The sequence below is a fragment of the Streptomyces sp. Da 82-17 genome (genome assembly GCF_046098215.1).
Taxonomy (GTDB): domain Bacteria; phylum Actinomycetota; class Actinomycetes; order Streptomycetales; family Streptomycetaceae; genus Streptomyces.
Map to the genome: position 1 here is coordinate 166,047 of NZ_JBJURH010000019.1, position 23,232 is coordinate 189,278.

Annotated in this window: 20 protein-coding genes; 9 read left to right on the plus strand and 11 right to left on the minus strand. The window is 73.8% G+C overall.

Annotation, left to right across the window (positions count from 1 at the left end):
- The first annotated feature begins 162 nt into the window (after positions 1 to 162).
- Entirely contained in the window at positions 163 to 765 is a 603-nt protein-coding gene (locus ACIDOF_RS28110) for a hypothetical protein (protein WP_409008921.1), read from the plus strand.
- Positions 766 to 1,017: 252 nt separating this feature from the next.
- Positions 1,018 to 3,453, plus strand: coding sequence for a right-handed parallel beta-helix repeat-containing protein (locus ACIDOF_RS28115; protein WP_409008922.1), 2,436 nt, complete (start codon positions 1,018 to 1,020; stop codon positions 3,451 to 3,453).
- Here ACIDOF_RS28115 and ACIDOF_RS28120 read toward each other — a convergent pair.
- Complete coding sequence (locus tag ACIDOF_RS28120; RefSeq protein WP_409008923.1) at positions 3,423 to 5,897, minus strand: hypothetical protein; 2,475 nt, start codon at positions 5,895 to 5,897, stop codon at positions 3,423 to 3,425. The genes ACIDOF_RS28115 and ACIDOF_RS28120 overlap by 31 nt on opposite strands.
- Before the next feature lie 247 nt (positions 5,898 to 6,144).
- Here ACIDOF_RS28120 and ACIDOF_RS28125 point away from each other — a divergent pair, with 247 nt between their 5' ends.
- Both ACIDOF_RS28125 and ACIDOF_RS28130 read left to right on the plus strand, forming a co-directional pair.
- Positions 6,145 to 7,041 (plus strand): DeoR/GlpR family DNA-binding transcription regulator, encoded by an 897-nt coding sequence (locus tag ACIDOF_RS28125; protein WP_409008924.1) that lies wholly within the window; start codon positions 6,145 to 6,147, stop codon positions 7,039 to 7,041.
- A 113-nt stretch (positions 7,042 to 7,154) separates the two neighbouring features.
- Complete coding sequence (locus ACIDOF_RS28130; protein WP_409008925.1) at positions 7,155 to 7,640, plus strand: SRPBCC family protein; 486 nt, start codon at positions 7,155 to 7,157, stop codon at positions 7,638 to 7,640.
- A gap of 120 nt (positions 7,641 to 7,760) precedes the next feature.
- Here the strand turns inward: ACIDOF_RS28130 and ACIDOF_RS28135 are convergent, their stop codons facing one another.
- Positions 7,761 to 8,858, minus strand: coding sequence for a PLP-dependent cysteine synthase family protein (locus tag ACIDOF_RS28135; protein ID WP_409008944.1), 1,098 nt, complete (start codon positions 8,856 to 8,858; stop codon positions 7,761 to 7,763).
- Between the two features lie 286 nt (positions 8,859 to 9,144).
- On the opposite strand from ACIDOF_RS28135, the gene ACIDOF_RS28140 reads away from it, so the two are divergent.
- Positions 9,145 to 9,474 (plus strand): hypothetical protein, encoded by a 330-nt coding sequence (locus ACIDOF_RS28140; RefSeq protein ID WP_282515485.1) that lies wholly within the window; start codon positions 9,145 to 9,147, stop codon positions 9,472 to 9,474.
- A 234-nt stretch (positions 9,475 to 9,708) separates the two neighbouring features.
- The gene (locus tag ACIDOF_RS28145) at positions 9,709 to 10,164 is read left to right on the plus strand and encodes an ATP-binding protein (protein ID WP_409008926.1); all 456 of its coding nucleotides are present in this window, start codon (positions 9,709 to 9,711) and stop codon (positions 10,162 to 10,164) included.
- 76 nt (positions 10,165 to 10,240) lie between these two features.
- Here the strand turns inward: ACIDOF_RS28145 and ACIDOF_RS28150 are convergent, their stop codons facing one another.
- The 6 genes from ACIDOF_RS28150 to ACIDOF_RS28175 all read right to left on the minus strand — a co-directional run bounded on the left by ACIDOF_RS28150 (position 10,241) and on the right by ACIDOF_RS28175 (position 16,981).
- Positions 10,241 to 12,811, minus strand: coding sequence for an ABC transporter permease (locus tag ACIDOF_RS28150; protein ID WP_409008927.1), 2,571 nt, complete (start codon positions 12,809 to 12,811; stop codon positions 10,241 to 10,243).
- On the minus strand, positions 12,808 to 13,635 hold the full coding sequence (locus ACIDOF_RS28155) for an ABC transporter ATP-binding protein (RefSeq protein WP_409008928.1): 828 nt from the start codon (positions 13,633 to 13,635) through the stop codon (positions 12,808 to 12,810). The genes ACIDOF_RS28150 and ACIDOF_RS28155 overlap by 4 nt, the downstream gene beginning before the upstream one ends.
- Positions 13,632 to 13,943 carry an SHOCT domain-containing protein gene (locus tag ACIDOF_RS28160; protein WP_409008929.1) on the minus strand — a complete coding sequence of 104 codons (312 nt, stop codon included), beginning with the start codon at positions 13,941 to 13,943 and terminating at the stop codon, positions 13,632 to 13,634. The genes ACIDOF_RS28155 and ACIDOF_RS28160 overlap by 4 nt, the downstream gene beginning before the upstream one ends.
- A 452-nt stretch (positions 13,944 to 14,395) precedes the next feature.
- The gene (locus tag ACIDOF_RS28165; protein ID WP_409008930.1) at positions 14,396 to 15,628 is read right to left on the minus strand and encodes an ROK family protein; all 1,233 of its coding nucleotides are present in this window, start codon (positions 15,626 to 15,628) and stop codon (positions 14,396 to 14,398) included.
- Between the two features lie 30 nt (positions 15,629 to 15,658).
- Positions 15,659 to 16,369 carry an alpha-ketoglutarate-dependent dioxygenase AlkB family protein gene (locus tag ACIDOF_RS28170; protein ID WP_409008931.1) on the minus strand — a complete coding sequence of 237 codons (711 nt, stop codon included), beginning with the start codon at positions 16,367 to 16,369 and terminating at the stop codon, positions 15,659 to 15,661.
- Between the two features lie 84 nt (positions 16,370 to 16,453).
- A complete protein-coding gene (locus tag ACIDOF_RS28175; RefSeq protein WP_409008932.1) occupies positions 16,454 to 16,981 on the minus strand; it encodes a zinc-binding dehydrogenase in 528 nt (175 codons plus the stop codon).
- Positions 16,982 to 17,107: 126 nt separating this feature from the next.
- Between ACIDOF_RS28175 and ACIDOF_RS28180 the strand changes: the two genes are divergently transcribed.
- The gene (locus ACIDOF_RS28180) at positions 17,108 to 18,331 is read left to right on the plus strand and encodes an MFS transporter (protein WP_409008933.1); all 1,224 of its coding nucleotides are present in this window, start codon (positions 17,108 to 17,110) and stop codon (positions 18,329 to 18,331) included.
- A 121-nt stretch (positions 18,332 to 18,452) separates the two neighbouring features.
- Positions 18,453 to 19,187, plus strand: a complete 735-nt coding sequence (locus ACIDOF_RS28185) for a maleylpyruvate isomerase family mycothiol-dependent enzyme (protein ID WP_409008934.1) — start codon at positions 18,453 to 18,455, stop codon at positions 19,185 to 19,187.
- Between the two features lie 96 nt (positions 19,188 to 19,283).
- Here the strand turns inward: ACIDOF_RS28185 and ACIDOF_RS28190 are convergent, their stop codons facing one another.
- Positions 19,284 to 19,670: a MarR family winged helix-turn-helix transcriptional regulator gene (locus tag ACIDOF_RS28190; RefSeq protein ID WP_409008935.1), complete on the minus strand. Its 387-nt coding sequence runs from the start codon at positions 19,668 to 19,670 to the stop codon at positions 19,284 to 19,286.
- Between the two features lie 87 nt (positions 19,671 to 19,757).
- On the opposite strand from ACIDOF_RS28190, the gene ACIDOF_RS28195 reads away from it, so the two are divergent.
- Positions 19,758 to 21,302: an MFS transporter gene (locus ACIDOF_RS28195; protein ID WP_409008936.1), complete on the plus strand. Its 1,545-nt coding sequence runs from the start codon at positions 19,758 to 19,760 to the stop codon at positions 21,300 to 21,302.
- A gap of 62 nt (positions 21,303 to 21,364) precedes the next feature.
- Here ACIDOF_RS28195 and ACIDOF_RS28200 read toward each other — a convergent pair whose 3' ends face one another.
- Together ACIDOF_RS28200 and ACIDOF_RS28205 are read right to left on the minus strand one after the other, a co-directional pair.
- Positions 21,365 to 22,030, minus strand: coding sequence for a response regulator (locus tag ACIDOF_RS28200; RefSeq protein WP_409008937.1), 666 nt, complete (start codon positions 22,028 to 22,030; stop codon positions 21,365 to 21,367).
- A partial coding sequence (locus ACIDOF_RS28205) for a histidine kinase (protein ID WP_409008938.1) occupies positions 22,027 to 23,232 on the minus strand: 1,206 nt, incomplete at its 5' end. The genes ACIDOF_RS28200 and ACIDOF_RS28205, both read right to left, overlap by 4 nt.

Below are 23,232 nucleotides of genomic sequence, written 5' to 3' on the forward strand. Positions count from 1 at the left end.
GCAGCCGGGCCGGTTCGTCGCAGCGCGGCACGGCTCGGACGTGACCGGAGGCGTGCGCGGGCCGCCGCCGGGAAGGGTGATTTCGCTCTCTTCCGGCGCCACTCGCGCTTGGGCCGTGCCGTTGGCGGTAATGACGGACGCGGAAGGGGGAGGTGCAGGATCGTGCGGGCGATCGCGGGACTCTGGCGCTGGCGGCACAATCCGCTGCGCCGTACGACCGATCTCGTCGAGGCCTTGGTGGCGCTTGCGGCCGCGGTGCTCATCGCGGTGGCGGCGCCCTTCGTCGGATCCGTGGCGGGCGGACTGACCCAGGACGCCCTGCACCAGGCGGTGCAGGCGCAGCACGAGAACCGCCACAAGGTGACGGCGACGGTGGTCAGAACGGTGACACAGCCGCCCGTCGACCCCGACCCGGAAACCGCCACCGCGCGTGACGGCCATCGCCGTGTCGTCGCCAACTGGACGGCCCCCGACGGCAGTCCGCGCTCCGGCACCGTGACGGCCGGCGCGGTCTCCGCCCCCGGCGACCGCATCCCGCTCTGGACCGACCAGGCAGGCCGCCAGGTGGCGCAGCCGATGGATCTCGGAACGGCCACCGTGCACGCGGTGCTCGCCGGGCTCGGCGTCGCAGCCGCCACCGCCGCCACCATCGAGGGCGCGCGCCGACTCGTCCTGTGGCGCCTCGTGTGCCGCCGCTACGCGGACTGGGAGCGCGAGTGGGCCGCCGCAGGCCCGGACTGGGGCCGTACGGGCACCGGGAGTTGACCCCGAGGCCACGCCCCGCCGCCTCCACGTCGACGTACGTCCGGAACTCGAACTTCCGTGCCCCGCACGGTAGATGACCCCGCGCGGCGCCCCTGCCCATAGGCCCGACACCGCAACGTCACAACACCTCCCCCTTCCGGGCCGTACGGGTTGTCCACAGACCGGGGCGAGCGGTCAACTCCCGTCCTCCACGCACGCTACGGTGGACGCCTGTCCGACGGGGATCGCACGAGGTGGGGGCACAACAACGCCATGGCACAGGGCACGGTCCAGGTGACGCACACCGGCACTTCGCGGTGGCGGCGCCGCACGGGCGAGTACGGATCGCTCGCCGCGGCCCTAGAGGCGGCCGGCGACGGTGACGTGCTGACCGTTGCTCCCGGGACGTACCGGGAGAACCTCGTGGTGCAGCGCGCGGTGACGCTGCGCGGGCCCGAGGGCTCCCCCGGCTCCGTGCGGATAGCGCCCGCAGACGGAGTGCCGCTGACCGTGCGCGCCTCGGCCGTGCTGCAGGACCTGCAGTTCGAGGGCCAGGACGCCGCCGCGCCCGCCCTGCTCGTGGAGGACGGCGCCCCCGAGCTGATCGACGTACGCATCGTCACCCGCTCCGCCGCCGGGCTCGAAGTGCGGGCGGGGGCGCGGCCCACCGTCCGCCGTTGCACGGTCGACAACCCGGCGGGCATCGGCATCGCCGTGCTCGACGGGGCGGGCGGTGTCTTCGAGGAGTGCGAGGTCGTCGCGGCCGGGCAGAGCGGCGTGACCGTGCGCGGGGGCGCGCACCCGCGCCTGGAGCGCTGCCGTGTGCACCACGCGTCCGGCACCGGAATCTCCGTCACCGGCGAGAACTCCGCGCTCGAAGGCCTGGGTTGCGAGGTCTACGAGGTGAAGGGCGCCGGGGTGCAGATCACCGGGCGGGCCGGCGCGCACCTGACGGACTGCGAGGTGCACCGCACGACGGCCGACGGGATCACGCTCGACACGGACGCGGTCCTGACGCTCGCCGACTGCCGGCTGCACGACATCCCGGAGAACGCGATCGACCTGCGCTCCCGCTCCGTGCTCACCCTCACCCGCTCCACGATCAGCCGCTTCGGGCGCAACGGCCTGTCGGTGTGGGACCCGGGCACGCGCGTGGACGCCAACCAGTCGGAGATCCACGACAGTACGGGCGACTACCCGGCGGTGTGGGTCAGTGACGGCGCCACCGCCGTGCTGGAGGCCTGCCGGGTGCGGGACGTGCCGGACGCGCTGTTCGTGCTCGACCGGGGCTCGCGCGTGGACGTCGTGGACAGCGACCTGTCGCAGGTGCGGAACACCGCGGTGTCGGTGAGCGACGGCGCGATCGCGCAGCTCGACGACTGCCGCATCCGTGAGGTCGCCACGGGCGCCTGGTTCCGCGACCACGGCAGCGGGGGCACGCTCGCGGGGTGCACGATCGACGGCGCGCAGACGGGCGTGATCGTCACGAAGGGCGCCGATCCGACGGTGGAGCGGTGCGAGGTCACCTCCCCTTCGGAGGCCGGTTTCTATGTGTCGGCGGAAGGGCGCGGCAGTTTCGTCAACTGCCGGGTGACGGGCAGCGGGGGCTACGGCTTCCACGTCCTCGACGGTTGCCGGGCCACGCTGCGCCGCTGCCGTACGGAGCGCTGCGCGCGCGGTGGGTACGAGTTCGGTGACGGCGCCGCCCAGGGCTCGGGCGGCACAGGAGGGCCTCAGGTGGAGGACTGCACGAGCGACGAGAGCGGCGGCGTGCGCGCGCCCTCCGCCCCGGGCGAGCCGGTCGTGCAGCGCGCGACGCAGTCGGTGGGCCTGCTCGGCGGCGTGCCCGAGCAGCGGCCGACGGAGCCCGCCGAGCCCGAGCCCGCCCCGGAGGAGGTCCGCAGCTCGCAGGACGTCCTCGGTGAACTCGACGCGCTGGTGGGCCTGGAGAGCGTGAAGCGCGAGGTGCGCGCTCTCACCGACATGATCGAGGTCGGCCGCAAGCGTCAACTGGCGGGTCTGAAGGCCGCGTCGGTCCGCCGCCACCTGGTCTTCACGGGCTCGCCGGGCACCGGAAAGACGACGGTGGCGCGGTTGTACGGCGAGATCCTGGCTTCGCTCGGGGTGCTCGACAAGGGCCATCTGGTCGAGGTGTCCCGCGTCGACCTGGTCGGCGAGCACATCGGTTCGACGGCGATCCGCACGCAGGAGGCCTTCGAACGCGCGCGTGGCGGCGTGCTGTTCATCGATGAGGCGTACGCGCTGTCGCCGGAGGACTCGGGTCGGGACTTCGGGCGTGAGGCGATCGACACGCTGGTGAAGCTGATGGAGGACCACCGGGACGCGGTCGTGGTGATCGTCGCGGGCTACACGGCGGAGATGCAGCGCTTCCTGTCGGTCAACCCCGGTGTGGCGTCCCGTTTCTCACGCACCATCACCTTCGGTGACTACGACCCGGAGGAGCTGCTCCGGATCGTGGAGCAGCAGGCCGACGAGCACGAGTACAGACTCGGCACCGGCACGTCGGAGGCGCTCCTGAAGTACTTCACGGCGCTGCCGAAGGGGGCGGCGTTCGGCAACGGCCGGACGGCGCGGCAGACCTTCGAGGCGATGGTCGAGCGGCACGCGGGCCGGGTCGCCAAGGTCGCCGACGCCAGCACGGACGACCTGACGCTGCTCTACCCGGAGGACCTGCCCGAACTCCCCTGACCGGCCTCGGCGTCGGGGCCCGCCGCGTCCGCGGCCACGGTCACGGCGCCGTCACCGCGCGGCCCGGGCAGGCCGGTCGTACGAGGCTCGGCGGCCGGTGCGTCCCCGGCGCAGTCGTGGCCGTTGTCGCGGTCGGCGCCGGGGCGGAGGCGGGCGAGGAGCGTGCCGCGGACGTCGGCGAAGACCGGGTCGGCCTGGTAGTCGCCGTGTCCGAGGATCGGGGCGGGCAGGGGCTGGCTCTCCGTACGGCCGTAGGCGAGGGGGTCCTTGAGGGGGGCGTGGTCGACGTCGGGGCCGCAGGCGCCGGGGAGGCCGATCGGGCCGCCGATGGGGTCGGTGGGGCGGTGCAGGTTGCGCCAGCAGTCGACCTCGCGGTGCAGGGACATCAGCGCGGCGGGCCCGAAGTGGGCGGGGAACCAGCGGCCGTAGAGGCGCTGGAGCGGTGAGCCGTACGTGAGCAGGGCGACGCGGCGGCGCACCGACGGGCTCAGCTGCCACAGGGCGGAGGCGGCGAGGACGCTGCCCTGGGAGTGGCCGGAGATGACGAGGCGGCCGCCGGTCTGCCGGGTCCAGGTGGCCATGCGCCAGGTCAGGTCGGGCACGGCCCGCTCGGCGTAGCAGGGCGGGGCGAAGGGGTGGGCGGCGCGCGGCCAGAACGTGCCGACGTCCCAGAGGATGCCGATGGTGCGGCGGGCGGAGGGGTCGCGGTAGGCGCGCCTGCCCCAGGTGACGAAGAGTATGAAGCCGAAGCCGATCAGCCAGGAGCCGAGGGCCTGGGTGGTGTCGGCGACGCCTTCGACGAACGCGGGCGTGCCTTCGGCGGCCTCGCTCGGCACCTGCCGGGTCCCCCAGGCGCCGACGAGGGCGGCGGCGCCGAGGAGCAGCGTGAGGGCGGAGACGATGCCGACGATCACAGGGGCGCGGTCGGTGAGGGCTGCGAGGGCGCGGGTGTTCGCGATGCGGCGGGTGCGTTCGGGGTCGGGGCGTTCGCCTGCGTAGTCGCGGTGGACGCGGGCGACCTCGAGGCGGCTGCGGCGGCGGGCGCGCATCACGAGGACGACGGCGAGGAGCAGGACGGCGACGAGGAGGACGGGGATGACGGCGGACTGCCAGGTCAGGACGACGGGCGGGCCGAGGAAGACCGAGCCGTCGGCGCCGGGTGTGCCGCCGTCGTCCAGCCAGTCGCCGACGCGCTGGGCGACGCCGCCGGACATCACGCCGCCGAGCGCGCAGGCCAGCATGGCGACGGCGGGCCCGCCGAGGCCGCCGAGCACGGTGCCCGGGACGGCGCTTCGGCGGTGCAGGGCGTAGGCGAAGCCGGCGAGGGCGAGGACGAGCAGGCCCTGCACGAGGGCGATCACGCCGAACGTCTCGTCGCCGGGCAGACGGCCCCCGGAGCGCCAGTCGGGGCGGTCCCAGGACGCGTAGACGATGGCGACGCCGAGGACAGCGAGCGCGCTGAGGGGAAGGACCTTCACGGCGCGGTCGAGGTGCTCGTCGAGCGTGGACTCGCTGCGGCCGCGTCGGCAGACCACGGTCACGACGATCACGGCGCCGAGGGCGAGCACGGCTTCGAGGGCGATGCCGAAGACGTGCAGGGCGCCGTCGCCCGCGGTGCGGTCGTGGCGCGCGGCGGACGTGCCGACGGAGGCGGCCACGGTGAGCAGGCCCGCGGCGGTGTGCGCGGCGCGGAGGCGGGCGACCAGGCGCCGCCCGTACCAGAAGCCGGGGCGGCTGAGGGCGCTCCGGGAGCCGTCCTCCTCGGGCTCGGACTGGTGCGGCAGGGGCTGCTGGGACTCGTACGCGCTCCAGGTGCGCTGGGAGAGGTACCAGAGCAGGGCGGTGAGGGCCGCGGGGGCGAGGGAGGCGAGGGCGAGGCGGCGGCCGGGCTGGGTCCACCAGCCGCCGGGCGTCTCGCTGGGCGCGAGGAAGCCGAGCCAGGCCCGCTCCTCGGCGCACGCGCGCGTGCCGGCGCATTGCCAGGCGGTGAGGTCGAGGGCGACCTCGCAGGCGGCGGCGACGAGGAGCACGGTGAGGGTGAGCGCGACGAGCCGCACGAGCGTCCCGTAAGCGCGCACCGCGCGGCGCATGCCGTCCGCGGTGGGGCGCATCCAGTGGGCGAGGTTGACCACCATGAACGGCAGGAGCAGCAGCCACAGGGCGCGGGCGCCGTTGCCGGAGGTGAGGTTGGACCAGACGTACGCCTCGGCGACGGGCTCGTCCGCGTAGTCCTGTGGGCGTTTTTCGGCGTCCGCGTCGTCGGCGCGGCGGTGGACGGCGGCGGTCTTGTCGCCGGTGATCCGCACGGTGCTCGGGTCGTTGAGCATTTCCTGCGGGGTGGTGCCGCCGACGCCGTGGACGAGGAGTTCCAGGGCGACCCTGTCGCCGCTCCCGCCGGCCGGGTTCTGGCCCCGCTGTTCAGCTGTGTCCTTCGCGCGCCCCACTGGCCCCCCGACCCCCGTGATTCTCCATGTCGTTGTGCGTGACAAGGATCCCCGTTCGCGGGCCCGCTGGGCACCCCTCGTCACGGAATCTCCCAAAGGTGTACGGTCCCGCCGCACGTACGGGCGATGGCACGGCTGTCAGTGCCGCGTGCGAGGATGAAACACCTCGCGCCGAACCCGTTCTCCGAGGTCGGAGGCGAGGGCCGAAGGCCGAGGACCGCACGCGACGGAAGGACCGGGATCGGGCGTGAGCGAGAACCAGAACCTGCTCGCGGAACAGCGCCGCGCCCTGATCCTGGACGAGGTCAGACGCCGCGGCGGCGTGCGGGTCAACGAGCTCACGCGCCAGCTGGGCGTCTCCGACATGACGGTGCGGCGTGACCTGGACGCGCTGGCCCGGCAGGGCGTCCTGGAGAAGGTGCACGGCGGCGCGGTCCCGGTCGTCGAGGCGAGCACGCACGAGCCGGGTTTCGAGGCCAAGTCGGGCCTGGAGCTGAGCGCGAAGGAGGACATCGCGCGTACGGCGGCGGCGCTGGTGGCCCCGGGCAGCGCCATCGCCCTGTCGGGCGGCACGACGACGTACGCGCTGGCGCACCGGCTGGTCGACGTGCCGGAGCTGACGGTCGTGACCAACTCGGTTCGTGTGGCGGACGTGTTCCACACCGCGCAGCGCCTCGCGGGCAAGGGCCACAGCGGGGCCACCGTGGTGCTGACGGGCGGGGTGCGCACGCCGTCGGACTCCCTGGTGGGCCCGGTCGCGGACCAGGCGATCCGGGCGCTCCACTTCGACCTGCTGTTCCTCGGGGTGCACGGCATCTCGGCGGAGGCGGGGCTGTCCACGCCGAACCTCGCCGAGGCGGAGACCAACCGGAATCTGGTGCAGTCCGCGCGTCGGGTCGTGGTGGTCGCGGACCACACCAAGTGGGGCACGGTGGGGCTGAGTTCGTTCGCCACTCTCGACCAGGTCGACACCTGGGTGACGGACGCCGGGCTTCCGGGAGAAGTGCGTACGGAGATCGCCGAGCGGGTCGACCGGCTGGTGGTCGCCGGCGAGGGTGCGGGCGTGGACGCGGGCGAGAAGAGCGAAGACGAAAGAGCGAGCGGAGGCGAGCGCGGGGGCGGCGCCGCGCTCGAGGAGGCCTGAGGGGCGGGCGTGCCCCCATCCCAACCTCCGGCCCGCTAAAGACATCTGACACACCGACAGCTATGGTGGCCGGGCCTTCCGACCGCCCGTCTCCCCTTGGGGGTGTTGAGTTCATGGCACGCCGACTGAGCCCCGTGGGGCTGGAGTTCATCGACACCGCACCGGTGCGCATGGTGTTCGCGCGGCAGCTGTCCGCACCGCCCGCCGCCGTGTACCGCGCCCTCGCCGAGGACGTGACGGGCTGGACGGCGTGGTTCAAGGCCGTCACGGTGTGCCGGCCGACGGACGGCGGCGCGGGCCGCGAGGTCAAGCTGGTCGGCGGCGGGCACTTCCGGGAGACGATCCTGGCCACCGACCCGGACGAGCGGTACGCGTACCGCGTGGACACGGCGAACGCGCCCGGCCTGCGCGCCCTGGCCGAGGAGTGGCTGCTCACCCCGTCGGGCACCGGCACGCGGCTGCAGTGGAGCTTCGCCGCCGACGGGAGCGCCGTGCTGCGCGCCCTGCTGAAGGTGGCGCGGCCCGGCCTCGGCCGCTCGTTCCAGGACGCCGCGAGACGGCTCGACCAGCGGATCGCGGCGAACTCCGCGCAGAGCTGAGCCCGGCCGCACAGAGCTGGGCCCCGGCCGCGCAGAGCTGAGCCCGGCCGCACAGAGCTGAGCCCGGCCGCACAGAGCTGAGCCCGGCCGGCACGCGCCGCCGCCCCGGTCGTACGCCCGTCAGTCCGGCCACACCCCGGTGGCCAGGAACGTCTCGATCGCCGCGGCGTACGGGCGGATGTCCAGGCCCTGTTCGGCCAGCCACTCGTCCGAGTAGTACTTGTCGAGGTAGCGGTCGCCCGGGTCGCAGAGGAGTGTGACGACGCTGCCCGTGCGGCCCGCGGCGACCATCTCGGCCACGATCTTCAGGGCGCTCCACAGACCGGTGCCGGTCGAGCCGCCCGCCTTGCGGCCGATGGCCTGCTCCAGGGCGCGCACGGCGGCGACGCTGGCCGCGTCCGGCACCTTCATCATCCGGTCGATCGCGCCGGGCACGAAGCTGGGCTCCATGCGCGGGCGCCCGATGCCCTCGATGCGGGAGCCGCAGTCGCTCGTGCAGTCCGGGTCGTCGTCGACCCAGCCGTCGAAGAAACAGGAGTTCTCCGGGTCGGGCACGCAGATGCGGGTGTCGTGCTGCATGTAGTGGACGTAGCGGGCGATGGTGGCCGAGGTGCCGCCGGTGCCCGCGGTGGCGACGATCCACGCGGGCTCCGGATAGCGCTCCAACCGCAGCTGCTGGTAGATCGATTCGGCGATGTTGTTGTTGCCGCGCCAGTCCGTGGCCCGCTCCGCGTACGTGAACTGGTCCATGTAGTGGCCGCCGGTGCGGACGGCGAGGTCCGCGGCCTCCTCGTACATCTTCCGCGGGTCGTCGACGAAGTGGCAGCGGGCGCCGTGGAATTCGATGAGGCGGACCTTCTCGCGGCTGGTGGTGCGCGGCATCACCGCGATGAAGGGCACGCCGATCAGCTTCGCGAAGTACGCCTCGGAGACGGCGGTCGAACCGCTGGACGCCTCGATGACGGGGCGGTCGGGGCGGACCCAGCCGTTGCACAGGCCGTACAGGAACAGCGAGCGGGCGAGGCGGTGCTTGAGGCTGCCGGTGGGGTGCGTCGACTCGTCCTTCAGGTACAGGTCGATGCCCCACGGCTCGGGCAGCGGGAAGCGCAACAGGTGCGTGTCGGCGGAGCGGTTGGCGTCCGCCTGGACCTTGCGGACCGCCTCCTTCAGCCAGTCGCGGTAGGCCGCGTCGCTGCGGTCCACGTCGAGGGTGCTCATGGGCGCCGGTCCCCCGGGCTGCTGTGTGGTGCTCACGCGCCGCTCCTTGGTGTCGTGCCCGGCGCCGGGAGATCGGGTGCTCGACCCGGTCGGACAGCTCGATGATAGACACCTTCCGCACGCTTCTCACCTGCATAAACACAGCTTTGGGCGCCCCAAAGGAAGGCCGTGGGAACACCTGTGGGAACAACCGGCCGCGGACCGGAGTTGGAGCCACTGGCGCTCCGCCGCCGGGGCGGGCACACTGCAGATCGACGGGCATCGATCGGACGAGGGGGCGGGCGGGATGGCTGAGCCGGAGTTCACGGCCAAGGGTGTGCGGATCGGGCGCCGGCTGCGCTCGCTCACGCGGGCCGGGCAGGTGCGGATCAGCGGCGGACGCCTGGAGTTGCTGACCAGCTACGGCAGCGAGATCGACAGCGCCCCGCTCGCCGCGGTCTCGGCGGGCCGCCCCTGGTTCGGCCCGGACGACAAGGCGCAGGCCACCGTCAACGGCACGCGGTACTCGCTGACGCTCGGCGAGGACGACCCGGGCCCCGGCGAGTCGGGCCCGCCGTCCGTGCGGCGGTTCATCGACGCCGTGCACCGCGCGGGCGGCCGCCTCTCCGGCGCCTGACGAGCGCCACATCGGCGGCAGCGGCAAGAGGCCTGGGCGGACGCCGAGTTGCGGAGCTGCACCCCCTGAGTCACGCTGGTCACACATCACTCAGGGTTTATCGGCGGTCACGCTGTGACCCGGCGTCCACCGCCTTCAGCAGCAGGCAGCACTGTGGGATCCAGGGGCGCGCAGCGTTCCCGGATCTGAACGTCGTCGTCTTCTTCCGACCTCACCATTCGGGGAGTCGCAGCCGTGATCAGCAAGCCGAGCAGGCACTGCACGGTGGAGCTCCAAGCCCTGCCGTCACGCATCGGAAAAGTTCGCAGAATCATCTCTGCCCAACTGCGTCACTGGCATCTCGATCCGCTGATCGAGCTTGCCGAACTCGGAGTAACCGAGCTTCTCACCAACGTCCACCGGCACGCGGGGCCGGACAAGAAGTGCACCGTCGAGATCGAGTGGCTGCTCGACCGGCTCACGGTCTCCGTGCACGACCGCGATCCCCGCATGCCGGAACTGCGCGCGGCCGCCGCCTTCGACACGTGCGGACGCGGTCTCGCCATGATCGCCGCGGTCAGCGAGAACTGGGGCGTGCGCCCCGAGGGAAGCCGCGGCAAGGTCGTCTGGTTCACGCTCCCCGCGGTCGCGCCCGAGTCGGCGCCCGCGTACGCACCACAGGCTCCCGCCCGGTCGGCCTTCGTCGGCTGACCGGGCGGTTGAGAAGCGGAACCACTCCGTCTGAACCAGGACACGGCGAGCGCCTCGTCGTCCCGCCGTCCGCGCCTCATTCCGTGGCGATCGCCCGCAGTACGTCGAGGCGGGCCGCGCGGCGTGCCGGGCGCCAGCCGGCGAGGGCGCCCGCGGCGAGTCCGACGAGGGCGACGACCGCGAGCTGGAGAGGCGGCACCGCGAACGCGAAGTCGCTGTCGCCGCCGCCCTGCGAGGCCCGTACGAGGACCCAGCCGAGGAAACCGCCGAGCGCGAGTCCGCCGGCCGTGCCGAAGGCCGCGACCAGGACCGACTCCCAGCGCACCATCGCGCGCAGCTGGGTGCGGGTCTGGCCGACGGCGCGCAGCAGGCCGAGTTCGCGGGTGCGCTCGTGCACGGCGAGGGTCAGGGTGTTGGCGATGCCGAGCAGCGCGATCACGACCGCGAGGGCGAGCAGCGCGTACACCAGGGTCAGCATCATGTCGATGCCGCCGGCCGAGGACTCCGCGTACTCGTCGCGGGTCTGCACCTCCGGATTGCCGTACGCGGACGCGGTCTTCTCGACTGCGGCCTTGCCGGTGTCCGGGGCCGTGCCGTCCTTGAACGTGACGGCGACGACCGAGTCGGAGTCCCGGCCGCTGTGCGGGGCCCAGGCCTCGCGGGTGAGGACGTAGTCACCGGCGAGTTCGGGCTGTGCGTAGACCGCGCGGACGGTGAACGTGGCCTTCTCGCCGTAGGTGAAGGCGAGTTCGGCGCGGTCGCCGACGGCCAGGCCGCGGGCCTCCGCCTCGGGGGCGGAGAGGGCGATTCCGTCGGTGTCGAGGGCGGCGAGGTCTCCGCGTACGTCGCCCAGGTCCAGGCCCTTGGCCAGGGCGACGGGGTCGGTGACGGTCAACTGCCGCCCGGCGCCGTCGACTTCGGCGACGCCGCGGCCGAGTCCGACCGCGCTCGCCACCTCGGGCAGGTCGGCGATCCGGTCGGCGAGCGCGGGGCTGAGGCCGCTGCCGCCCGCGCCGAACGAGGGGGCGCTGACGGCGACGTCACCGGCGAAGGAGCGGTCGACGGTCTGGTCCATGGTCGCCTTCAGGGAGGCGCCGAAGACCGTGAAGAGGGCCACGACGGCGACGCCGATCATCAGGGCGCTCGCGGTGGCCGCGGTCCGCTTCGGGCTGCGCAGCGCGTTGCGCCCGGCGAGGCCGCCCGTCACGCCGCGGAGCCGGGCGAGGGGGCGGGCCAGGACGCGCAGGACGGCGCTCGACGCGACCGGGCCGAGCACCACGAACGCGGCGAGGGCGAGGACGGCGCCGGTCCCGGCGAGCCAGATCGACGGGGTGCCGACCACCCCGGCCAGGGTCGTCGCGACGGCGAGGACGACGAGCCCGAGCCCGGTGACCGTACGGCCGCGGGAGCTGCCGGACTGGTCGACGGCGGTCTCGCGGAGCGCGGCGAGCGGCGCGGTGCGTCCCGCGCGCACGGCGGGCAGGAGCGCCGAGCCGAGGCAGACGACGACGCCGACGAGCAGCGGCAGGCCGAGCGAGAGCGCGCTGATCACCAACTCGCCCTCGGGGAACGGGAATCCGACGGCCGGGAACAGCGCCTGAAGTCCGGCCGCGACGCCGATCCCGCCGAGCAGCCCGGCCCCGGAGGCGACGACCGCGACGACGGCGGCCTCGGCGAGCGCGGCGCCCACGACCTGGCGGCGGCCGGCGCCGAGGGCCCGCAACAGGGCGTTCTCGCGGGTGCGTTGGGCGACGACGATGGCGAAGGTGTTGTGGATCGAGAAGGTCGCGACGAGCAGCGCGATACCGGAGAAGACCAGCAGGAACGTGGTGAACAGGTCGAGGAACTGGCCGGAGATCATCTCGGTGTTCTCGGCGGCCGCGGCCTCCCCGGTGATGGCCTCAAGTCCCTTGGGGAGCACGGGAGTCAGGGCGTCGACGAGGGCCTGCTGGTCGGTGCCGGGCTCGGCGCGGACGAGGATCGAGGCGGCCTGTCCGGGCCGCGGCGCCAGGTACTTCTCGGCGTCGGCCCTGGTCATGCCGGTGTACGTGCTCTGCGACATGCCGTCGGCGCCGCCGAAGGTGGCCAGGCCGACGATCGTGACGCGCACGGGGTCGGGGGTGCGCAGCACGGTGCTGTCCCCGATCTTCAGCCCGCCGGTCTCGGCGGCGCCCCGGTTCACGACGACCTCCCCGCCGCGCTCCGGCACCCGCCCTTCGGCGAGGCGGTACGGGTTGAGGCGGGTGTCGTCGATCCAGTTCCCGGCGAGGGTGGGCGGGCCCTGGCCGCCGATGGGTTCGCCGTCGGCGCCCACGAGTTGGCCGGGGCCCTGGATGTCGGCGGTGGCCGCGGCGACGCCGGGCACCTGCGCGACGCTGGTGGCGAGGTCGGCATCGACGGAGCCGCGTACGCCCTGGGCCTCGCCGGGGGTGGTGATGGTGTCGGCGCTGCGTACGACGGCGTCCGTGCCGCTGGTGGCGCCCGCGAACATCGAGTCGAAGCTCGCGCGCAGGGTGTCGCCCATGACGAGGGTGCCGGTCAGGAAGGCGACGCCGAGCAGCACGGCCGAGAACGTACCGGCGAGGCGGCGTTTGTGGGCGCGGAGCGAGGAGAGGCTGATCCGCGCGGTGGCGGACGCGGAGCTCATGACGGGACTCCTTGGGGGTGCCGGCCGCCCGTACGGTCCGGGGCGCGCCGGGCGTCCGGCTCGCCGTGGGGGCCGTCGAGGGCCTTCATGCGGTCGAGTACGCGCTCGGCGGTGGGGCCCTGCATACGGTCGACGAGCCGGCCGTCGGCGAGGAAGACGACCTCGTCGGCGTGGGCGGCGGCGACCGGGTCGTGGGTGACCATGACGACGGTGCGGTTCATCTGCCGTACGGCGCGGGCGAGGAGGCCAAGGACCTCGGCGCCGGAGCGCGAGTCGAGGTTGCCGGTCGGCTCGTCGGCGAAGACGACGTCGGGCCGCCCCGCGAACGCCCGTGCCACGGCGACGCGTTGCTGTTGTCCGCCGGAGAGTTCGGAGGGGCGGTGGTGCAGGCGGTCGCGCAGGCCCACGACGTCGACGAGCGCGTCGATCCACTCCGCGTCGCCGCGGGCGCCCGCGAGGTCGAGCGGGAGCGTGATGTTCTCGGCGACGGTCAGGGTGGGCAGCAGGTTGAACGCCTGGAAGACGAAGCCGACGCGGTCGCGGCGGAGCACGGTGAGGCGGCGGTCGTCGAGGGCGCCGAGGTCGGTGCCGCCGATCTCGGCGCTGCCGGAGGTGAGGGTGTCGAGGCCGGCGGCGCAGTGCATGAGCGTCGACTTGCCGGAGCCCGAGGGCCCCATGATCGCGGTGAACCGGCCGGCCGGGAAGCCGACGGTCACCCCGTCCAGGGCCCTCACCTCGGTGTCTCCGCTGCCGTACACCTTGACGGCGTCGACGACCCGGGCGGCGGTGCCTGCGGTGGTCGCCGGGTGGCGGGCGGTGTTCATGCCGTACCGCCCTTCCGGCCGCCGCCGGTGGCGTGCCGGCCGAACTGTTCGTCGAGGACGGTCAGGCGGCGCCAGTACTCGTCCTCGTCGATCTCGCCGGAGGCGAAGCGGTGGCCGAGGACGGTGATCGGCGACTGGGCGTCGGGGGTCTGGGCCTCGGCGGCCTGCGCGCCGCGGGCGGCGCCTCGGCCGCGCCATACGGTGCGGCGCAGCAGGGTCACGCCGCCGAGGATCACGGCGGCCCAGATCAGCGGGAAGAAGAGGATCCACGGGCCGGGCCCGCCGTCCCAGTGGGCGAGAGTCTGCATGGCGGTTCATCTCCTCGATGAGTGAGAGTGATGAGTGGCGATGCATCGAGATTCGCGCGCGGAGGGGGTCCGGGTCGTCGTACGGGCAGCGGCACTGCGGGTACGACGGGGGGAGTACGTGGGGGCCGGCCCCCTGCTTCTTCCCCTCCCCGCCCCTTCCCGAAGTCCTCAGCGGACAGCTCCGGGGCTCCGCCCCGGTCCCCGGGTTGTTGCTCGTCTGCGGCGCCGTCGTGGTCGCTCGCGCAGTTCCCCGCGCCCCTGTCGGGGCACGTCCATCCCTCCGCAGACAGGCGCCCCGCAGTTGAGCGGGGTCCGGGGCGGAGCCCCGAAAAGGGGCGCGGGGAACTGCGCGACCAGCCACAGCGGCGCGGCAGACGAACGACCAACGGGCCCAGGGGCGGAGCCACGGAGCCGTCTGCTGAGGACTTCGGGAAGGGGCGGGGAGGGGAAAATCAAGCCCCGAGCGCGCCCAGCGGATCGTCCAGCACCGGCTGCCACGCCAGTTCCGCCGCCCCCACCAGGCTGTTGTGGTCGAGCGTGCACGGCAGGATCGGAACCCCGCCGCTGCGTCCCCAGAGGCTCCGGTCGGCCACGACCGCCCGCAGGCGTTCCGGGTCGGCGGCGAGGAGTTCGCGGTGGAGGCCGCCGAGGATGATGCGGTCCGGGTTGAGGATGTTGACCAGGCCGGCCAGGCCCAGGCCCAGGCGGTCGATGAGCTCGGCGGCGGCCGCGCGTACCGCAGGGTCGTCGTACTCGTGGGCGAGCAGGTCGCGGGACTGCTGGAGGAGCGAGACCTCGGGGCCGGGGTCGCGGCCGGCGGCCGTGAGGAACGCCAGCGGGTCCGCCTCGACGTCCAGGCAGCCGCGACTGCCGCAGTAGCAGGGCCGCCCCTCCGGGTTGACGGTGAGGTGCCCGACCTCCAGGGCGAGGCCCGAACTCCCGGTGTGCAGGCGGCCGTCGAGGACCAGCGCGCCGCCCACCCCGCGGTGCCCGGTCGCCACGCACAGCAGGTCCGCCGCGCCGCGCCCCGCGCCGTGCCGGTGCTCGGCGAGCGCGGCGAGGTTGACATCGTTGCCGGTGAACGCGGGTCCGGAGAGGCCCGCGGCCCGTACCTGCTCGGCGAAGGTCTCGCGGACGCGGGCGCCGACCGGCCAGGCGAGGTGGAGCGGGTTGAGCGCCTGGCCCTCGGGCTCGGCGACGGCCGACGGCACGGCGAGTCCCGCGCCGACGCAGCGCCGCCCGGTCTGCTCCAGGAGTTCCACGCCCGCCTCGACGAGGGAGCCGATGATCTGCGCCGGGTCGGCGTCGACGGCCTCGCAGCCGGGCGCGGTCGCGGCGATGGTGCCGCCGAGGCCGACGAGCGCGGCCCGGTATCCGTCGGCGTGCACCTGGGCGGCGAGCACGACCGGGCCGTCGTCGGCGACGAGCAGGCGGTGCGAGGGCCGGCCCTGTGCGCCCGCGGCGGCTCCGGGCTCGACGCGGATCAGCCCGAGCGCCTCCAGCTCGGCGGCGACGGCTCCGGCGGTGGCGCGGGTGACGCCGAGTTCGGCGGTGAGGACGGCACGGGTGGGGGCGCGTCCGGTGTGCACGAGTTCGAGCGCGGGGCCGAGTGCGCCGCGCCCTCTCTCCAGTCGGTTCCGTGTGGACACCTGCCCCGCCCCATGAGCCGCCGCCTTGCCGTTCATGCAGGCGAGTCTCCCATGATCCGAGACGGCTCAGCTCTGGAGGCCGGAGACCCGCAGTGTGATGTTCAGCCGCCCCTGCCCCATGCCGATGGCCTCGCTCCCGCTGCCCGGCCACACCTTCGGCACCCCGTGGTACGCGAACCGCGACTCACCGCCGAACACGAACAGGTCGCCGCTGCGCAATTCCACGTCGGTGTAAGGGCGTCCGCGCGATTCGGTGTTGCCGAAGCGGAACAGGCAGGTGTCGCCGAGGCTGAGCGAGACGACCGGGTCGTCGGCGCGTTCGTCGCTGTCGCGGTGCATGCCCATGTGCGCCTGCCCGTCGTAGAAGTTGACGAGCGCGATGTCGTACGCGCCGGGCGCGAAGTCCGGCCCGTACGCCTCGCGCACGGCCTCGCGCGCGAGCGCCCCGAGCAGGTCGGGGAAGGGTTTGACGGGGGCACGGTCGCCGTCGACGACGGTACGGGCGTAGCCGTACGGGTACCAGTGCCAGCCGAGGCAGACCTGGCGCGCGGTCATCTCGCCGCCGCCCGGGGTGCGCACGGTGCGCAGTCCGGCCGGCGGCCGGGACCACTCGCGGCAGGCGGCGACCAGCTCCCGCTGCCGCTCCGTGCCGAGCCAGCCCGGCACGTGCACGGCGCCCGGCGCGATCTCGGCGCGCGCACGCGGCAGGCTGAACAGCCCGTCCGTCCGGTCGCCCGCACCCGTACCGCTTCCGGGCAACCCCTTCTCTCCGTGCATGGTTCCGATTGTCCCCGACTCGGGACGACCGCGCCGGGGCACGTCAACTCCCGGCCGTTGAAGGGCACTTGAGGGCCGGGCGACTCAGGGCACCAGCACGATCCGGCCGCGCAGACCGCCCTCCGCGAGCCTCGCGTGGGCCTCGGCAGCGGCGCCAAGCGGGTACGTACGGGCGACCCGGGCCTGTACGCGTCCCTCGTCGACCAGGCCGGAGAGGGCTGCGAGGCGGGCGCCGTCGGCGCGGACGTCGAGGGCGGCGATGCGGATGCCGCGCTCCGCTTCCGGTTCCCGACCGGGCCAGAGGCCGACGTACGCTCCCCCGTCCCGTACGGCGGCGAGCGCGGCGGCGCCGAGACCGGCGGCGTCGAGGACTCCGTCGTACGCGGTGGGCGCGAGGGCGTCGTCGCGCGGCTGGAAGCGGTCGGCGCCGCGGGCCGCGAGGAACTCGGCGTCGGCCGGTGCGGCGAGGACGGTGACGTGGAGGCCACGGGTGTGGGCGAGTTCCACGGCGTGCGCGCCGACGCCTCCGGCGGCGCCGGTGACGAGGACGCTCTGCCCGGCGCGCAGGCCGAGCAGGTCGAGGGCCTGGTCGGCGGAGAGGGTGTTCCGCAACCGCGAGCACTTCGACGGGCAGGCGGGCGGCGGGAGTTGACCACCGCCGGCGGCTGCGGGGTGACCCTCGTCGCACGCGCCCCGCCCCCGTTGCCGAGTCCGGCCGCCGCCCCCTACGCTGAGTTTGTGCCGACACTAAACAAACTCAGGACAACGGCGTCCGACGATCCGCACACCGCGGCACTCCGGCGCCTCCGCATCGCTCTGACCGCGTTCTTCGCGCTCGACGGCTTCGTCTTCGCGGGCTGGGTCGTGCGCATCCCGTCGATCAAGGAGCAGACCGGCGCCTCGGCGAGCGACCTGGGGCTCGCGCTGCTCGGCGTCTCGGCCGGGGCCGTGGTCACGATGACGTCGACCGGCCGCCTCTGCCGCCGCTACGGCAGCCACGCGGTGACCGTGGCCTGCGGTGTCCTGATGCCGCTGAGCGTGGCGCTGCCCCCGCTGGCCGGTTCGCCGCTCGCGCTCGGCGCTGTCCTGCTGGTGTTCGGCGCGGCCTACGGCGGCATCAACGTGGCGATGAACAGCGCCGCCGTCGACCTCGTCCGCGCCCTCCGGCGGCCCGTGATGCCCAGCTTCCACGCGGCGTTCAGCCTCGGCGGGATGATCGGCGCGGGGCTCGGCGGACTGGTCGCGGCACACCTCTCCCCCGCCCGGCACCTGCTGGGCCTGACCGTCGTCGGCCTGCTGATCACGGCGGCGGCCGCACCGACCCTGCTGCGCCACCCGGCCCCGGCCACCCCGGCCATCCCGGACGCCCCGGTCGGGGCGTCCGCAGCCCCCGACTCCGCGCGCCCCGGCCGCCGTTCGCGCGGCATCGTCGCCGTCTTCGGGCTGATCGCACTGTGCACGGCGTACGGCGAGGGGGCGCTCGCGGACTGGGGCGCGCTGCATCTGCAGCAGGACCTGGGGGCGCATCCGGGCGTCGCGGCCGCCGGGTACTCGGTGTTCGCGCTCGCCATGACCGTCGGCCGCCTCACCGGCACCACGCTCCTCGAACGCCTGGGCCGGACGCGGACGTTGGTGCTGGGCGGCGCCACGGCCGCCGTCGGCATGCTGCTCGGGGCGCTGGCCCCGTCGGTGGGGGTGACGCTGGTCGGGTTCACGGTCACCGGGCTCGGCCTCGCCAACATCTTCCCCGTGGCGATCGAACGCGCCGGCGCCCTGGCCGGGCCCAGCGGCGTGGCCGCCGCGTCCACGCTCGGCTACGGCGGCATGCTGCTCGGCCCGCCCGCGATCGGCTTCATGGCGGACTGGTTCTCCCTGCCCGTAGCCCTGACCAGCGTCGCCGCCCTGGCCGCCCTCTCCGCCGCGATCGGGTACGCGGTACGGAACGCGGGCGCCCGGGGGTGACGGGCGGGCGAGGGCCTCGGGCGGGCGAAGGTTTCGGGCGGGCGAGGGTGACGGGCGTGCGGGTGTGACCGGAACGTGGGACGGGCCGCCTAGCGCGCCCCCGCGCGGGCATCATCCGGCCATGAAGACTGCCGAACACGTCCAAGTCCTGGACCGCGAAGGCCGGTTGCTCGCGCATGCCGCGGAGGACGCCGGGCCCGACGCCGCCGTCTCCACCTGCCCCGGCTGGCAGGTGCGCGACCTGCTGCGGCACACCGGGGCGGTGCACCGCTGGGCCACGTCGTACGTCGTCGAGCGGCACGCCGCGCGCCGGCCCTTCGGCGAGCTGCCCGACCTCGACGGGAAGGCACTGCTCGACTGGTACCGCGCCGGCCACGCGACCCTCGTCGACGCGCTGGACTCGGCCCCGGCCGACCTGGACTGCTGGGCGTTCCTGCCCGCGCCGTCCCCGCTGGCGTTCTGGGCGCGGCGGCAGGCGCACGAGACGACGGTGCACCGGGTGGACGCCGAGTCGGCGCGCCCGAGCAGTGGACACGTGGCGATCTCCCCCGGCTTCGCCGCCGACGGCGTCGACGAGCTGCTGCGCGGCTTCCACGCGCGCGAGCGCAGCCGGGTCCGTACGGAGAAGCCCGCGGTGCTGCGCGTCCGCACCACCGACACGGGCGACGCGTGGACCGTGCGGCTGTCGCCGGGCGCCCCGGTGACGACGCGGGACGCGGACGGCGAGGCGGACTGCGAGGTGAGCGGCCCGGCGGCGCGCGTCTACCTGTCGCTGTGGAACCGGCTGCCGGTCCCCCGCCTCACCGGCGACCCGGGCCTGGCCCGCCTGTGGCGCGAGACGTCGGCGGTGCTCTGAGGGCGGACCGTACGCAGCGGGGTACCCGGACGTCGAGCCTCGCTCAGCGAAGCCTCAGTCCTCAGCCCTCAGTCCTCAGTCCTCAGTCCTCAGTCCTCAGTCCTCAGTCCCGCCGAGCATCCGCTCCAGCACCGCCCGCTGCAACGGCCGTACGCGGGCGTGCAGTTCGCGCCCCTTGTCGGTCAGCGCGACCTGCACGCCGCGCCGGTCGGACGAGCACATGCCGCGCGTCACCAGGCCGTCCTTCTCCAGGCGGGCGATGAGCCGGGACAGCGCGCTCTGGCTGAGATGCACCCGTCCGGACAGCTCCTGCACGCGGCACGAGGAGTCGGCGTCCGCGAGCCGGTCGAGCACCTCGAAGTCGCTTGCGCCGAGGCCGTGCTGATGGAGCTCGCGGTCGAGCTCGCAGGTCGTGCGGGCATGCGTGGCGAGGAGTTCACGCCACTGTTCCACGCGATCGTCCACAGCCTTCTTCGCAGCCATGTCCGCACGGTAGCAGAGAACCAAAGATTTGTTGCACGTGAATTAAATGCACTTGCATTCAATGCATGTGCATGTACTGTGCTGCGCATGACCTCTCCGCTCAACACCCCTGCCCCGGAAGGCCGTTGGACGCCACGCCTGTGGGGCACCCTGCTCGTGCTCTGCGCCGCGATGTTCCTCGACGCCCTCGACGTCTCGATGGTCGGCGTCGCCCTGCCGTCCATCGCGACCGACCTCGGGCTCTCCACGTCGACGCTCCAGTGGATCGTCAGCGGCTACATCCTCGGCTACGGCGGCCTGCTCCTCCTCGGCGGCCGCGCGGCCGACCTGCTCGGCAGGCGGCGCGTGTTCCTCATCGCCCTCGCGGTGTTCGCCCTCGCCTCGCTGCTCGGCGGGCTCGTCGACTCCGGGCCGCTGCTCATCGCCAGCCGCTTCATCAAGGGCCTCAGCGCCGCGTTCACCGCTCCCGCCGGGCTCTCCATCATCACGACGACCTTCGCCGAGGGCCCCGTACGCAACCGGGCCCTGTCCATCTACACGACCTGCGCCGCCACCGGCTTCTCCATGGGCCTCGTCCTCTCCGGCCTGCTCACGGAGGCCAGTTGGCGCTGGACCATGCTGCTGCCCGCGCCGATCGCCCTGATCGCGCTCGCCTTCGGTCTGAAGCTGATCCCGCACAGCGCCCGCGAGAAGAACAACGGGGGCTACGACATTCCCGGCGCCGTCACCGGCACGGCCTCCATGCTGCTGCTCGTCTTCACCGTCGTACAGGCCCCCGAAGTCGGCTGGACCTCCGCCCGTACGCTCCTGTCGTTCCTCGCGGTCGCCGCGCTGCTCACCGCGTTCGTGGCGATCGAGCGGCGCAGCGCGAGCCCGCTGATCCGGCTCGGCGTGCTGCGCTCCGGCAGCCAGATCCGGGCCAACCTGGGCGCGATGACGTTCTTCGGCTCGTACGTCTCGTTCCAGTTCATGGTGACGCTCTACTTCCAGTCGCTGCTCGGCTGGTCCGCGCTGCAGACCGCGCTCGCCTTCCTGCCCGCCGGCGCCCTGGTCGCGCTCTCCTCCACGAAGATCGGCCCGCTGGTGGACCGCTTCGGCACGCCGCGCGTCATCGCCGTCGGCTTCGCGCTGCTCGTCGTCGCGTACGCGCTGTTCCTGCGGGTGAGCCTGGATCCGCAGTACACGACCGTGATCCTGCCCTCGATGATCCTGATCGGCGCGGCCTGCGCCCTGGTCTTCCCGTCGCTCAACATCCAGGCCACCAACGGCGTCGACGACGACGAGCAGGGCATGGTGTCCGGTCTGCTCAACACCTCGGTGCAGGTGGGCGGCGCGATCTTCCTCGCCGTGATCACCGCCGTGGTGACCGCGTCCGACACCGCGCACGCCTCCCCGCAGCAGGTGCTCGACAGCTTCCGCCCGGGTCTGGTGGTGGTCGCCGCGATCGCCTTCGCCGGGTTCCTCATCACCCTGCCGGGGCTGCGCCGCGGTGCTTCTCGTACGGGCAGTGCGGGCAGTGCGGGCAGTACGGGTCGTACGGGGAAGTCGCTGGTGGTCGCCAAGTCGGCGCCCGGCGAGGCCGACGATGTCAGCGAGGCCGCCGCGCCGGAGCCGGTGGGCGCCCGGGACTGAGTTCGCCGGACCAGAGCTGTGGAGCGCGGCGGCGTACGGCGGAAGGTGCCGTACGCCGCCGCTCAGCCGAGCCAGCCGGGGCGTACGAGGCCCGACTCGTAGGCGAGGACGACGAGTTGGGCGCGGTCGCGGGCGCCGAGTTTCACCATCGTGCGGCTGACGTGGGTCTTCGCGGTGAGCGGGCTGACGACGAGCCGGCGGGCGATCTCCTCGTTGGACAGGCCGATCCCGACGAGCGCCATCACCTCCCGCTCCCGCTCGGTGAGTTCGCTCAGCGACTCGGCGGCGGCGGGTTCCTTGGAGCGGGCCGCGAACTCGCCGATCAGCCGTCTGGTCACACCGGGTGAGAGCAGCGCGTCGCCGTCCACCACGGCCCGTACCGCGCGCAGCAGTTCGTCGGGTTCGGTGTCCTTGACGAGGAAGCCGGAGGCGCCGGAGCGGATCGCCTCGAAGACGTACTCGTCCAGCTCGAACGTGGTGAGCATGACCACCTTGACCTGCTCCAGGTCCGGGTCGCCGGTGACGGCGCGGGTCGCGGCGAGGCCGTCGAGCACAGGCATGCGGATGTCCATCAGGACGACGTCCGGGCGCAGTTCGCGCACCAGGCGCACCGCCTCGTCACCGTCGGCCGCCTCCCCCGCGACCTCGATGTCCGGCTGAGCGTCGAGCAGCGCCTTGAAACCGGCCCTCACCAGCACCTGGTCGTCGGCGAGCAGTACGCGGATCACGTCGTCGTCTTCCCCTCGGAACGCTGCGGCAGGACGGCCCGTACCCGGAAACCGCCGTCGGGGCGCGGGCCCGCCTCGATCGTGCCACCCAGGGCCGCGGCCCGCTCCCGCATTCCGGCGAGCCCGTTCCCGCTGCCGCCCGCGTCGGTACGGGTCGCGGGGCCGTCGTCGTCGACGGTCAGCTCGACGGCCGCCTCGGTGTACCGCACCTGTACGTGTGCGCGGCGCGAGCCGGAGTGGCGCACGACGTTGGTGAGCGCCTCCTGCACGATCCGGAACGCGGCCAGGTCGGCGCCCGGCGGGAGCGCGAACTCCCGTCCCTCGCGGGCGACTTCGACGGTGAGGCCCGCGCTCGCCGCCTGCTCGACCAGCTCCGGCAGCCGGTCGAGTCCGGGCGCGGGCGCGCGGGGCGCGTCACCCGGCGTACGCAACGTGTCGAGCACCTGCCGCACCTCGCCGAGCGCCTCCTTGCTGGCCGACTTGATGGTGGTCAGCGCCGTACGCGCCTGCTCCGGGTCGCTGTCGAGCAGCGCGAGGCCCACGCCCGCCTGGACGTTGATCACGGAGATGGAGTGCGCGAGCACGTCGTGCAGCTCGCGGGCGATCCGCAGCCGCTCCTCGTCGGCCCGGCGGCGGGCGGCCTGCTGCCGTTCGGCGCGCTCCCTCGCCCACTGTTCGCGGCGGGCCCGCACCAGCTCGGACAGGGCGAGGATCGCCACCACCCAGGCCACGACGAGGAGTTCCTGCCCCCACGGCGCCGCGCCGTCGCCGTCCGGCGGCAGCCAGGCGTACAGCCAGTGGGAGATCGCCAGGTGCCCGGCCCACAGCAGGCCGAGCGCACCCCACGCGGCATGCCGGTGCCCGGCCACCACCGCCGCGAAGCAGGCGAGGGCGGCACTCAGGAACACCGGCCCGTACGGGTAGCCCGCCCCGAGATACACCAGCGTGACCGCCGACGCCGCGAACGCCACGGCCACCGGGAAACGGTGCCGCCACAGCAGGACCGCGCCCGCCACGAGCAGCAGCCCCCGCCCGAACCCGTCGAGCTGCACCCGCTCCCCGATCTGCCCGTGCTCCGCAAACCCGCTTCCCACCTGCAGGAACAGGAGGACGAGGAGAGTGGAGAGCCAGGGCAGAGCGGTGCCGGTGACGGTCGCGCCGCTGAGGGCGGCGAGGGCGCGGGGGGCGGTTTCGGCTTCTGC